This window comes from Streptomyces sp. NBC_00322, assembly GCF_036147535.1.
Taxonomy (GTDB): domain Bacteria; phylum Actinomycetota; class Actinomycetes; order Streptomycetales; family Streptomycetaceae; genus Streptomyces.
The window spans coordinates 4800653-4813423 of sequence record NZ_CP108019.1 but is presented as its reverse complement, the minus strand read 5'-3'; the positions used below and the strand labels follow the sequence as shown (position 1 = coordinate 4813423).

Here is a 12771-nt window from a genome sequence, read left to right as displayed (position 1 = left end):
AGATGGAGACACGATGAGCATGGCCACGAGGACGGACACGCAGTCGCCTGCACTGCACGCTGCCGACAGCCACGATCTGATCCGCGTGCACGGCGCGCGCGTGAACAACCTCAAGGACATCAGCATCGAGATCCCGAAGCGCCGGCTGACGGTGTGCACCGGCGTCTCCGGCTCGGGCAAGAGCTCGCTGGTCTTCGCGACGATAGCCGCGGAGTCGCAGCGGATGATCAACGAGACCTACAGCACCTTCGTCCAGGGCTTCATGCCGACGCTGGCGAGGCCCGAGGTCGACGTACTCGAAGGGCTGACGACCGCGATCATCGTCGACCAGCAGCGGATGGGTGCCGACGCCCGCTCCACGGTCGGCACCGCCACCGACGCCAACGCGATGCTGCGCATCCTCTTCAGCCGGCTCGGGAAGCCGCACATCGGCTCGCCCAAGGCCTTCTCCTTCAACGTCGCCTCGATCAGTGGGGCGGGTGCGGTCACCTTGGAGCGCGGCGGACGGACCGTGAAGGAGCGTCGCGCCTTCAGCATCACCGGCGGCATGTGCCCGCGCTGCGAGGGCCGGGGATCGGTCACCGACTTCGACCTGTCCCAGCTGTACGACGACAGCAAGTCGCTCAACGAGGGTGCGCTCACGATCCCCGGCTACAGCGTCGACGGCTGGTTCGGCCGCATCTTCAGCGGCTGCGGTTTCTTCGACCCGGACAAGCCGATCCGTAGGTTCACCAAGAGAGAGCTGCACGACCTCCTCTACAAGGAGCCGACCAAGATCAAGGTCGACAACATCAACCTGACCTACGAAGGGTTGATCCCGAAGATCCAGAAGTCGATGCTGTCCAAGGACGTCGACGCGCTGCAGCCGCACATCCGGGCGTTCGTGGAGCGGGCGATGACGTTCTCCGACTGCCCTGAGTGCGGCGGCACCCGGCTCAGCGAGGGCGCTCGATCGTCGAAGATCGACGGGATCAGCATCGCCGACGCCTGCGCGATGCAGATCAGCGACCTCGCCGAGTGGGTGCGGGGCCTGCACGAGCCGTCGGTGGCGCCGCTGCTGGCGGCGCTGCAGCAGACGCTCGACTCGTTCGTGGAGATCGGTCTTGGCTACCTCTCGCTCGACCGGTCGTCGGGCACGCTGTCGGGCGGCGAGGCGCAGCGGGTCAAGATGATCCGCCACCTCGGCTCCTCGCTCACCGACGTCACCTACGTCTTCGACGAGCCGACCATCGGGCTGCACCCGCACGACATCCAGCGGATGAACGGCCTGCTGCTGCGGCTGCGGGACAAGGGCAACACGGTGCTGGTCGTCGAGCACAAGCCCGAGGCCATCGCGATCGCCGACCACATCGTCGACCTCGGCCCCGGCGCCGGTACGGCGGGCGGCACTGTCTGCTTCGAGGGGACCGTTGAGGGACTGCGGGCCAGCGGCACCATCACCGGCCGCCATTTCGACGACCGGGCCGCCCTCAAGGAGACGGTGCGAAAGCCCACCGGCACGCTGGAGATCCGCGGTGCCACCTCCCACAACCTGCAGGACGTGGACGTCGACATCCCGCTCGGGGTGCTGTGCGTCGTCACCGGCGTCGCCGGCTCCGGCAAGAGCTCACTGATCCATGGCTCCGTCCCCGCCTCGGCGGGCGTGGTGTCGGTCGACCAGGTTCCCATCCGCGGCTCGCGACGGAGCAACCCGGCGACGTACACCGGACTGCTCGACCCGATCCGCAAGGCGTTCGCGAAGGCCAACGGCGTGAAGCCGGCGCTGTTCAGCGCCAACTCCGAGGGCGCCTGCCCCACCTGCAACGGCGCCGGCGTCATCTACACCGACCTGGCGATGATGGCCGGCGTCGCCACCACCTGCGAGGAGTGCGAGGGGAAGCGGTTCCAGGCAGCGGTGCTCGACTACCACCTCGGGGGCCGCGACATCAGCGAGGTGCTCGCGATGTCGGTGACCGAGGCCGAGGAGTTCTTCGGCGCCGGCGAGGCGCGCACACCGGCCGCGCACCGCATCCTCGGCCGGCTCGCCGACGTCGGGCTCGGCTACCTCAACATCGGCCAGCCGCTCACCACGCTGTCCGGCGGCGAGCGGCAGCGGCTCAAGCTGGCCACCCACATCGCCGAGAAGGGTGGCGTCTACGTCCTCGACGAGCCGACCGCCGGCCTGCATCTCGCCGACGTCGAGCAACTGCTCGGCCTGCTCGACCGGCTCGTCGACTCCGGCAAGTCGGTCGTCGTCATCGAGCACCACCAGGCGGTCATGGCGCACGCCGACTGGATCATCGACCTCGGCCCCGGCGCCGGCCACGACGGCGGCCGGATCGTCTTCGAGGGCACACCCGCCGACCTCGTCGCCGCCCGCTCCACCCTCACCGGCGAGCACCTCGCGGCCTACGTCGGCACCTGACCGAGGCCCTGCGGGACACCGTGAAACGGCCCCGGTACCGCTCAGGTCGACTTCTGGCCGTCGAGCGTCTCGCGCAGGATGTCCGCACTCGGCCCTGACCGCTGCCGGCTTGTTCTGGGCTCGTGGTCATGGCCCGGCCTGGCCGCGAGGCAGCGGCCGCAGCTACTGGAACTCCTCGGTCCGGGTCACCCGAGGCTCTCCCGGAAGCCCTGCCGCCACGACGGATAGCGCAGCTCCCAGCCGAGCTCCCGCTTGGCCTTGGCGTTGGAGAAGCCGCGCCCCTCGGTCATCATCGTCACCACCAATTCCCCGGCCAGCAGCCGGGCCAGCCACTTGGGGACCCGCATCGGCCGCTTCGCCCCCGCGCACTCAGCCAGATAAGGCAGCCACTCGCTGACCGGCGCCGGTTCGTCGTCGACGATATTGAACACGCCCCTCGCCTTTTGCTCCACAGCCAGGACGGTAGCGCTCGCCGCGTCGTCGAGATGCACCCACGAGGTGTACCCGGTGCCGCCCCCGACGAGCGGGAACTGCCGCTTGAGCAGGAGCTCGACCTGGTCGTCGGTGGCGCCCGGCCCGTAGAACCCGCCGTAGCGCAGGGCAGCGCCACCAGCCCTGACGACCGCGTCCTCGAGGTGGAGGATCGCTTCCGCCGCCGTGCGGAACTTCCCCGTCTCCTGGGGCAGCGGGTCCTCCTCGGTCTTCACCCATCCACCCTCGCGGATGCCGTTCCAGATGCCGGCGCTCTGCGCGACGACATGGGGGACGCCGGTCGCCTCGGCCGCGGCCAGCAGGTGATCCGTCCCCTCGGAGCGCAGCCGATTGGTGGTGGCGAAGAACCGGTCGAAGTGCCTCATGTCAGGCTTGCCGGCGTGCGCCGCGGAAATTGCCGTCATCTGGTTCACGATCGTGTCCGGCCGGGCAGCCGCCACGGCTTCCAAGACCGACACCGCATCCAGCCCGTCCATCACGACGCCATCCGCGCCCAGCTGCTCCAGCAAGCCCAGCTTGGCCGCGCTCGTCGTCGTAGCCGTCACCTGGTAGCCCCGGGCCACGAGCTGCGGCACCAGCCGCCGTCCCATGACCCCGGTCCCGCCTGCCACGAACACCCGCATGACCATCACCTTCCTGACTCCAGAATCTCTCTCTGAGACTGGGACGAGACAGCCCGGCCGTCTGTGACATGCGAAGGAAGGGTCATAGCGCCGTCCTCGCCCACCTTCACCGAGACCTGACAGCAGTTGAGAGCATCAGCAACGAAGCACCCCCACGCCGTCGAAGGGAATCCGCAGTGACCGTCGAACGAATCGGCCCGCCCCTCACGGGAGGCGAGCGCGAGACGCTCCGGGCCTTTCTGGACTTCCACCGCGCGACACTCGCCATGAAGTGCGAGGGCCTCACCGACGAGGAACTGCGCAAGCAGTCGATGCCGCCGTCGACGCTCTCGCTGCTCGGGCTGGTGCGGCACATGGCCGAGGTGGAGCGCGCCTGGTTCCGCCGGGTGATCAACGGTGAGGACATACCGCTCGTCTGGTCGGACGAGGACGACTACCAGGTGGCGTACGACGCGAGCGCGTCCACCCGCTCGGAGGCGTTCGACGCCTGGCAGTCGGAGGTCGAGCACGCGCGCCGGATCGAGGCGCGGGCGGAGTCGCTGGAGGTGACCGGCTACCAGGCCAGATGGGGCGAGAACGTGTCGCTGCGGCTGGTGATGCTGCATCTGATCCACGAATACGCCCGCCACAACGGCCACGCCGACTTCCTGCGCGAAGGCATCGACGGAACCGTCGGGGCCTGATCGCGCTACCGGCCCAGTTCCCCCGGCAGCGGGCGGCTGTGCAGAACATCGAGCCGCGACACCGCCCGGGCGTACGCAGCCCGCCACCGGACTGGGGCTTGACCTCAATCGCACATGAGGTTTCAGACTTCCAGCAGTTGTCGACTTGGGGAGCGAACGTCATGCGCGTGGCACTGGTGAAGGAATTCGGCGGCCCGGAGGTACTGGTCACCACAGAGGTACCCGATCCGGTGGCGGGTCCGGGCGAGGTGGTCGTGGTGGTCTCCGCCGTGGACACGATCTTCGTGGAGACGCAGGTCCGGTCCGGCAGCTTCGGCGAGCACTTCCCGGTCCGGCCGCCGTACGTACCCGGCGGCGGCATCGCCGGTACGGTGCGCGCGGTCGGCGAGGGGGTGGACAGTGCGTGGCTCGGCCGTCGGGTGATCACGTCGCTCGGCTTCAGCGGTGGTTACGCCGAGCAGGCGGCGGCCTCCGCGGCCAAGCTCGTCGCCGTCCCCGACGGCCTCGGCCTCCAGGAGGCGGCCGCCCTGGTTCATGACGGTGTCACCGCGGCCGCGCTCATGGAGTCCACCGGCCTCGGCGCGGGCGACCGGGTGCTGATCCTGGGAGCGTCGGGCGGCATGGGCACGCTGCTGGTCCAGCTGGCGAAGGCCGCCGGGGCGATGGTCGTCGGCGTGGCACGGGGAGAACGGAAGACGTCCCTGGTACGGGAGTTGGGCGCGGACGCGGTCGTCGACGCGACGGACCCCGAGTGGCTCGCACAAGCCCGCACGGCGCTGGGTCCGGCGGGCGCGGACGTAATCCTCGACGGCGTCGGCGGCGCCCTCGGCCTGGCGGCCTTCGCGCTGACGGCGGACGGCGGCCGCTTCTCGGCGCACGGGGCGCCCACGGGCGGCTTCGCCCCGGTGGACGCGGAGCGCCGGGGCATCAAACTGCTCGGCATCGGCGATGTACAGCTGACGGACGAGGCGTACGTACGCCTGGCGGCGAAGGCGCTCGGGGAGGCGGCGACGGGCCGCCTGCGGCCGGTGATCGGCGGCACGTTCCCGTTGACGCGGGCGGCTCAGGCGCATGAGGCGATCGAGGGGCGGGGGCTGCGGGGCAAGGTGCTGCTGACGACGTGAGGGGACGGCACCGGTGGCGCCCACGCGATCGCCGGTGCCGTTCAGAGTCCGTACGGCGTGAACGTGTTGCGGCCAACTTGCCTGCCCCGCAGCCGTTCGCGCCGACAGCTTCCTAAGCTCGTGGAGACGCGGACCGATCCGCCGGCAACCGGAACCAGCTCGTGTACGCGGACACCACCTGGCGGAGCGTCGGCACGCTCTTCAGCTCCAGCGGGTCCCTCGCCGCGGCCAGAGCCCGGCGGATCTTCCACGCCGCGCGCGGCAGTGCCCGCCGGTTCGGATCCGTACGCGGGCCCAAGGCTTCCGCCGTGCGGATGACGTCGGTGAAGACGGACTGGGTCCGCTTGTAGGCGAGCAGACGTGGCAGGTCCTGCTGCCACGCTGCCGAGCTTCCCGGGCGCGCGGCCTCCACCTCCTGCGCCCACAGCTCGGCGATACGAGTCTCCTCGCGCGGCGCGTAGCGCATGAGATGGAGATGGGTGGCCAGGTCGTAGAGCGGATCGCCGATCATGGCGAGCTCCCAGTCGATGGTCCACAGGTCGCCGTCGGTGTCGACGATGAAGTTGTGGCGGTGCAGATCTCCGTGAATCAGCGTGAAGGGGCGGCTTGTGAGCAGCTTGGCCGAATCTCCGAGGCCCGCCAGCGCCTCTCTGCGCACGCCGAGTTCCTCGAAGAGCGTGCCGTACTGCTCGGCGTTGTCGTCGTAGACCCTTTGCCCGGTGAAGTCGATCAGCCGGCTCAGGAACGCGGTCGAGTCGTCATCGCACGCCGGTGGCTGCCCGTCGGTGTCGCAGGTGCGCGGCACGTCCTTGAGCTCGTCGACCTTGATGGTGACCAGTTCGCGGAAGAGCCGGCGCAGTTGAAGGACGTGGCCGGCGGAGAGGGAGCGGCCCGGCAGCTGCCGGCGGCCGAGGGTCCTGCCCTCGATGAAGCCCTGCAGAAAGACGTTCTCCGCGACCTCCACGATCTCCGGAATCCGGTCGATCCGCCCCTGGAGCGCCATCAGCAGACGGTCCTCGGAGGTGAAACACCGCCGGTCGAACCAGAGCACCCCGGGGCGCGGCGCACGGAGCTTGCCGCGCGCGTAACGGGCACTCAAGGGGTTCTCATCGGGCAGCGGCAAGGCATACGTCTCGTGGTGGTAGCCCTTGAGTGGCCCCACAACTCCCCGGGCGCCACCGCTCAGCTCGGCGGCTTGCCGGTGAACCTGTGATGCCGTATGGCCTGCCATGGCTGATGCCCTTGGTGTTCCGGATCAGGAAGTGATTCGAGGAAGGTACCCTTCCGGCCGGTGTTTCCGGGGGAGGTTTACGGCGATGTCACTCGCCCACAACCGACTGATCCGCCCTGGGTGACCGGCGCGTTTCGAAAAGTAGCCAGGACTGCTCGAAGACGCCTTGAACGGGCCGCCCCACCGCGAAACTACTGCAGCCGTCCAACTCTCGTCAGTTGGTCGGCAGCATTGGCCAACTTTCGATGGACTCCATGCACTTGGCAGTCAGTCCATACGGTGGGCCGACTCCAGGGCGTCGAGAACCGGCAGCAGCTCCGACATGGTGGCCACGATCGCCTTGTCCTGTGCCCCCGCCCAGCGAAGCGGCCCGCGCTTCGACTCGTCGCGCGCGTATCCGAGGAAGGGGACGCCGAGTGTGGAGGCCGCCCGGCAGTCCGCTGCCGAGTCCCCGATCATCAGGGACTCGGCAGCGGTCGAACCGGTCGTCTCCAGCGCCCGCCTGAGGCAGTCCGGGTCCGGCTTCATGAGTTTCGGATCCGGCTTCCGGCCGTGAATGTGCTCGCCGAAGAGATCCGAAAGGCCGGTGCGCTCGAGATAGCTCCGCACCGCGCGCTCGGAGTTGTTCGTCGTGACGGCGAGCCGGAATCCGGCCGCGCCGAGCCGGCGTATCAGCAGGTCGGCGTCTTCCGTCGGCTCCGCCGTCAGGGTCGCCCGCAACTCCTGCGAGGTCAGCTGCTGCTCCATTTCCTTCACCAGGTCGCTGTCCGGGTACATGAGCGCGGCGGCTCTCAGCAGGGCGAGGGGATCATCGACGGAGCCCGCTTCCACCACCACATCACCCGGGACGTTCTGCGCCGCCCAGATCCGGAGCTCGGCAGCGATCCCGGAGGCCGGATGCCCGTCGAAGAGATGGCAGACCGGCCCGTCGAAGTCGAAGAGAACGCACTTGGCGGCGTCGAAGAGGCCGACCAGGTCCCCGGTCAGGTCAGTCACGTCGGGCACATCGGTCAGGTCGGTCACGTCCGATTCAGTCACGTCGCTCCGTCCGTCGCGGCAGAGGGCGGCGTGCCGGTGCCACCACTCCCCATACTGCCCGCAACCGCCCTCAGCGGTCGGGCAGTTGGCGGGGAGCGAGCGGAAGGCCCACAGGAGTGGCGCCGATCAGCTGCCCAGGGTGATTCCCTTGGCGAGCGTGCCCCACAGCCCGTCGAACCACTCCTGCGCCTGCGTCACGAAGGCCTCGTCCCGTGCCCCTGCGCCCAGCCCGAACGGGAAGAGCATCGAGTTGCTGCCGAGCACGTCGAAGATCTCCAGGGGTGTGTCGTCGATCTGCTCCTCCCGCTTCGTGACGGTGTAGAACGCGAACAGCGCCTCAGAGCCGTTCAGCAGATACAGCTTCACGGGCGGGGTGAACGGCAGCGCCCTGAGCGTCACCTCGACGTCGATGCCGCGGGTGCTGCGCAGGGCGCGCAGGCTGTGGCGCAGGACGGCGCCGTGGTTGTTGCGCAGCGACAGCCAGTGATCGTGGACCAGTTGGCCGTCGCCGGACTCCTCCTCCGCCGGGCGGGGAAAGGCGAGGTCCAGGTCGCGCGAGGGCACCATCACCCGGACCTTCACGGTCTCGGGCGTGATCCGGCCCGAGCGGATGAGCTGGAGCGGCTCGGCGAGTGCCATGTTGAGGGACTCCGCGGTCAGCGAGACCGCGTCGATACGGACATGGGGTTTCTCGAACGCCTCGATGAGGCGGGGCCCCAGCCCGGCGGCCGTCTGCTGGGGCTCCTCCACAGCGGGGTCCGCCTCGGGCGGGAGTGCGATCCGGGCGGGAGCGCCCTTGACGGCAGCGGTGAGCAGACCAGCCTCGCGCAGCAGATCAAGCGCCTGGCGCACAGCGCGTCGCTCCACGCCGAACTCTTCGGCCAGGCTCTCCTGGGTCGGCATCCGCTCACCGCTCTTCAGCCGGCCGGAGCGGATGCGTTCGGTCAGAATCTCTGCCACTTCGGCGGGCGAGGGGCGCTTCCTGACACCGTTCACTGCAGCGTGCTCATGGGTCACAACAAAACGCTACAACTTCTGGCTAACTAGCGGGAGTTCCCCGGAAGTTGTTTATGAACCGCAACCAAGAGGGGACAACTTCATTGAAGTTGGTCGCCAACTCGTCCAACCTGGCGAAGCGCCACCGCACTTCCCTGCTCGCCCGTCCACCGTCGTACGGATGTCGCGCGCGGATCCGTCCGCATCCCTTGTGCCGCTCCACTCCCCACCTTGAGGAGGGATCGCCGTGCCCTTGATCACTCTTGTCATCGAGCAGTACGTGCAGTGGCGCTTCGGCGCCATGGCTGCGCTGGGACTCGCCCTGCTGGCCGCCGGACTGAAGACAGAGAACGCCACCTGCGCAGGAATCGGCGGCCTCCTGCTGGTGGCGCCCGCCGTGAGCGCCGGACCCTGACCGCGCCCTGACCACCCGCCCGGACGTCAGAACACGTCCGGGCACCAGGGCCGCCGCGACGTACGGAACAACGCGTCCGCCACGGCCGCCGCCCCCGGCGTCCCCTCGGCCGCCAGACCCAGTGCCGACAGCCTGACCGCCGACTCGTCACCCAGGTACAGCGCACCCAACTCCCGTACATCCAGCGTCAGATCGGGCGACTCGACCGACGGGGCGCACACCGCCCCCTCCGGTGAGGCGTCCAGCCGGAAGGTGCCGCCCGCCAGGCCCGCGGAGTCCTGGACGTCCAGGACCAGGGTCGCGGCGGCCGCGTACGTGCGCGCCTCCAGGGCCCGTACGACATCCAGGATCCGCACCCACAGGAAGTCCGCGTGCGTCAGGATCCGCGCCGCGCGCGGGTCCGGGAGCAGCAGCGGGAGCAGGTCGTCCGGAGCGCGAAAGCCCGACTTGACCGTGGCTATCCAGTCGACCGAGCAGACGTAGTGCCACAGCGCACGCTCCGCCGCAGGCGTCAGCGCCAGCAACTCGCGCACCGTCGCGGTGTTCAGCGGCTGCTTGGCGTCGCCCCACTTGTCGTCCGCCTCGTAGGCCAGCAGGCCCTCGATCTCCCCGGACGCGGAGCGGTGGACCGCGTAGTACGGCTCCGTCCAGGGCTGGCCGGGCAACTGCACCTGGCCCGTGTTCAGCTGCCACCAGCGCTCGTTGCGGCTCACCACGCCCGGCTGCACGGCCGCCAGCCGCGCATGCAGTTCCGGGCCGAGTTTGCGTACGTCAGCCGCGTCCACCAGGTCGATGCGGCTGCCGTCGGACGGGCCCGACCAGCGAGGGTCGAGGCCCGTGCGCGGGACGTCGACCGCCCATTCGGTCATCCAGGCGGCGGGGCCGAAGCCGTAGCGCCCGTATATCGGGTACTCCGCGGCGATCAGCGTGGACACGACGTCGCCGCGTTCCTTCGCCTCGGCGAGGTCCGCGGCCATCATGCGGCTGAGCAGGCCACGGCGGCGGTGGGTGGGCGAGACCGTGACGTTCGAGACGGCGCTCGCCGGGAGCGCGGCGCCGCCCACGGTCGTGAGCTGCTGCTCGAAGGAGCGGAACGTCGCCACACAGCGGCCTTCGTCGAACGCGCCGCGCACCCGCGCGAGGTCGGTGTGCGGCCGGCGCGATGCGACCTCCTCGTCCGAGATCACCGGCGGCCGCAGAAAGCCGGTGTTCAGTGCCCGCAGCCAGTCGGGGTACTCGGACTCGGTGATGACGCGGGTTTCGACGCTCATGCGGACCACGCTAGGCCGAACGCCGATCGCCCCGCATCCGAGTTTCCACAGCCCCGGTACGACGAGAAGACCGCGCGGATCGCGCCGATCCTGCCGAGCCGGGCTCGGCGAGCACGAGGTGGCGGAAGGGGGGAGCTCATGGCGGCCTTCCGGGGCGTGAGCCCGCTCCCCGGAAGACTCGGTGCGATCAATCGCTTCAGGTGAGCAGGTCGTCCACTTGCGCTTCGCCTTCACGGTACCTGCGGGCGATCTCCGCGCTGCAGTCGTCCGCGGTCCGCTGAAGCAGCTGACGGCGGCGGGAGACCTGCTGTTCGTAGCGGATCAGCTGTCCCATCGCCGCGTGCAGCTCCTCGTCCGTACGGGCATCGAGGTCAGAGAGCTCGACATCGGCGAGCATGTCGGCGGCCAGCCGCCGGTACTCCTCGTTGTGCGGCGTCGAGAGCGTGACATGGCGCGCGGAGGAGCGGTGCCGCGACGGCGCGTCCGCCAGGATCTCCGACAGCCGGTCGACGACCGTGGACTCCGGGACGACCGGGGTCACCGGGTCCCTGCGCCGGGCCAGCTCGGCCCGCAGGATGTCGATCCGTCCCTGCAGCAGCCGTCGTACGTAGCTCAGATCCGCCTCGTCACGATGCGAGTCACGGCGCAGGGTGCGCAGCTCGGGCAGCCGAAGGGCGGGGAGGTCGTACTCCGGGGGCTCCGGCAGGGCGCCGGAGATGCGCTGCATGGGCGGCCGCACCGCACACGTCGTTCCGACTCGAGATGCAGGTGTGGATACGGGACCGGGCAGCGGCTGCCCGGCGCCAGATGTGCTCATATGCGTGTGTCCGTCCCCTCGACCGGTGCATGTGGTCTCCCCGGGCCCGGAGGGCCTGGGGGAAGCACCGCCTTGATGCATCGTGCCACTCCGTGCGCACCTGACGCAGGTGCTCTGCACCCGTTCAGCCCCAGATAGGTTGGTCTGTATGCGTGCGGTGGTGCAGAGGGTGGACGGCGCGAGCGTCGTCGTGGCAGGCGAGACGGTCGGCGAGATCGTCGGCGAAGGACTGTGTGTGCTGGTGGGAGTCACCCACGAGGACACCGGGGAGAAGGCGGCGCAGCTGGCCCGCAAGCTGTGGTCGGTGCGGATCCTGGAGGGCGAGAAGTCCTGCTCGGACGTGAATGCGCCCTTGCTCGTGATTTCGCAGTTCACTCTCTACGGGGACGCCCGTAAGGGCCGACGCCCCACCTGGAACGCGGCCGCGCCCGGTGATGTGGCCGAGCCGCTGGTCGACGAGGTGGTGGCGCAGCTGCGGGCGCTGGGCGCGACCGTGCGGACGGGCCGGTTCGGGGCGGACATGCGCGTCTCGCTCACGAACCACGGCCCGTTCACGGTGATCATCGAGGTCTGAGAGCGTCTTCCGGATCCTCCGAAAGACGCCGGCCAGGAGACGAACCCCTGCCCAGCAGACCTGGGCCACGTGGACGTGCCCAGGTCGGCGTTTCGGGCGACCACTGGGGCCGCCGGGCCGGGGCTGGGGCTACGGCTCGACGACGGGTTCCTGCGCCGCCGCCGTGTCTCCGGCCAGCAGCTCCGCGTCCATCGGCACATTGCGCTTGACCAGCGCCAGCGCGATCGGGCCGAGCTCGTGGTGGCGGGCGGACGTGGTCACAAAGCCCAGCTGGCGACCCTCCGTGCCCTCCGACGCGAGCCGGAGCGGGGTGCCGTGCGGCGGCAGGTGCACCTCGCTGCCGTCCAGGTGGAGAAAGACCAGGCGACGCGGCGGCTTCCCCAGGTTGTGGACGCGCGCGACGGTCTCCTGGCCGCGGTAGCAGCCCTTCTGGAGGTGGACGGCGCTGCCGATCCAGCCCAGCTCGTGCGGGATGGTGCGGTGGTCGGTCTCGAAGCCGAGGCGGGGGCGGTGGGTCTCGATGCGCAGTGCCTCGTACGCCAGGATCCCGGCGGCCGGGCCGTTCTCCGCCGCGTACGACTCCAGGTCGGCGCGCGGCAGAAACAGATCGCGGCCGTGTGCGGTCTCCCGTACGACCACGCCCTCGGGCGCCTTGGCGATGGAGCCGGCGGGCAGATGCACCACAGCGAACTCCTCGGTGCGGTCGGCCACTTCGACCCGGTAGAAGAACTTCATCGTCTCCAGATAGCCGATCAGCGCCTCCTGCGTGCCGGGCTCCACGTGCGCCCAGACCGTCTCGCCGTCGTCGACGAGATACAGCGCGTGCTCGATGTGGCCGTGCGCGGAGAGGATCAGCGCCTCGGTGGCCTGCCCCGGCGGAAGCTCGCTCACATGCTGGGTGAGCAGCAGATGCAGCCAGCTCAGACGGTCGTCGCCGGTGACGGTGACGACACCGCGGTGCGAGAGATCGACGAGGCCGGTGCCGTCCGCGAGGGCGCGCTGTTCGCGGAACAGATCGCCGTAGTGCGCGGCGACTCCTTCGTCATGTCCTTCGGCGGCGACGGCGCCCGGCAGGGACAGCAGAGGGCTTTTCATGCGGTAAG

The 12771-nt window shown here is 69.7% G+C and carries 12 protein-coding genes; 5 read left to right on the top strand and 7 right to left on the bottom strand.

Annotation, left to right across the window (positions count from 1 at the left end):
• The first annotated feature begins 13 nt into the window (after window positions 1-13).
• Window positions 14-2404: an excinuclease ABC subunit UvrA gene (locus tag OG905_RS21880; RefSeq protein ID WP_328675517.1), complete on the top strand. Its 2391-nt coding sequence runs from the start codon at window positions 14-16 to the stop codon at window positions 2402-2404.
• Between the two features lie 185 nt (window positions 2405-2589).
• Here OG905_RS21880 and OG905_RS21875 read toward each other — a convergent pair whose 3' ends face one another.
• Window positions 2590-3519, bottom strand: coding sequence for an NAD-dependent epimerase/dehydratase family protein (locus tag OG905_RS21875; protein ID WP_328675516.1), 930 nt, complete (start codon window positions 3517-3519; stop codon window positions 2590-2592).
• A 176-nt stretch (window positions 3520-3695) separates the two neighbouring features.
• On the opposite strand from OG905_RS21875, the gene OG905_RS21870 reads away from it, so the two are divergent.
• Window positions 3696-4202 carry a DinB family protein gene (locus OG905_RS21870; protein WP_328675514.1) on the top strand — a complete coding sequence of 169 codons (507 nt, stop codon included), beginning with the start codon at window positions 3696-3698 and terminating at the stop codon, window positions 4200-4202.
• Window positions 4203-4363: 161 nt separating this feature from the next.
• Window positions 4364-5326: a zinc-binding dehydrogenase gene (locus OG905_RS21865; RefSeq protein ID WP_328675512.1), complete on the top strand. Its 963-nt coding sequence runs from the start codon at window positions 4364-4366 to the stop codon at window positions 5324-5326.
• A 112-nt stretch (window positions 5327-5438) separates the two neighbouring features.
• Here the strand turns inward: OG905_RS21865 and OG905_RS21860 are convergent, their stop codons facing one another.
• The 3 genes from OG905_RS21860 to OG905_RS21850 all read right to left on the bottom strand — a co-directional run bounded on the left by OG905_RS21860 (window position 5439) and on the right by OG905_RS21850 (window position 8612).
• Window positions 5439-6488 carry a phosphotransferase gene (locus OG905_RS21860; protein ID WP_328675511.1) on the bottom strand — a complete coding sequence of 350 codons (1050 nt, stop codon included), beginning with the start codon at window positions 6486-6488 and terminating at the stop codon, window positions 5439-5441.
• Between the two features lie 336 nt (window positions 6489-6824).
• Complete coding sequence (locus OG905_RS21855) at window positions 6825-7595, bottom strand: HAD family hydrolase (protein WP_328675510.1); 771 nt, start codon at window positions 7593-7595, stop codon at window positions 6825-6827.
• A 126-nt stretch (window positions 7596-7721) separates the two neighbouring features.
• Window positions 7722-8612 (bottom strand): GntR family transcriptional regulator, encoded by an 891-nt coding sequence (locus tag OG905_RS21850; RefSeq protein WP_328675509.1) that lies wholly within the window; start codon window positions 8610-8612, stop codon window positions 7722-7724.
• A 226-nt stretch (window positions 8613-8838) separates the two neighbouring features.
• Here OG905_RS21850 and OG905_RS21845 point away from each other — a divergent pair, with 226 nt between their 5' ends.
• The gene (locus tag OG905_RS21845) at window positions 8839-9006 is read left to right on the top strand and encodes a hypothetical protein (protein WP_266481078.1); all 168 of its coding nucleotides are present in this window, start codon (window positions 8839-8841) and stop codon (window positions 9004-9006) included.
• Between the two features lie 26 nt (window positions 9007-9032).
• Here the strand turns inward: OG905_RS21845 and OG905_RS21840 are convergent, their stop codons facing one another.
• Complete coding sequence (locus tag OG905_RS21840) at window positions 9033-10277, bottom strand: GNAT family N-acetyltransferase (RefSeq protein ID WP_328675504.1); 1245 nt, start codon at window positions 10275-10277, stop codon at window positions 9033-9035.
• 196 nt (window positions 10278-10473) lie between these two features.
• Entirely contained in the window at window positions 10474-11094 is a 621-nt protein-coding gene (locus tag OG905_RS21835) for an RsiG family protein (protein ID WP_328675502.1), read from the bottom strand.
• A gap of 148 nt (window positions 11095-11242) precedes the next feature.
• Here OG905_RS21835 and dtd point away from each other — a divergent pair, with 148 nt between their 5' ends.
• Window positions 11243-11668, top strand: coding sequence for a D-aminoacyl-tRNA deacylase (dtd, locus tag OG905_RS21830; RefSeq protein ID WP_324989056.1), 426 nt, complete (start codon window positions 11243-11245; stop codon window positions 11666-11668).
• Between the two features lie 129 nt (window positions 11669-11797).
• Here dtd and ygfZ read toward each other — a convergent pair whose 3' ends face one another.
• The gene (gene ygfZ, locus OG905_RS21825; protein WP_328675500.1) at window positions 11798-12763 is read right to left on the bottom strand and encodes a CAF17-like 4Fe-4S cluster assembly/insertion protein YgfZ; all 966 of its coding nucleotides are present in this window, start codon (window positions 12761-12763) and stop codon (window positions 11798-11800) included.
• Window positions 12764-12771 lie beyond the last annotated feature (8 nt).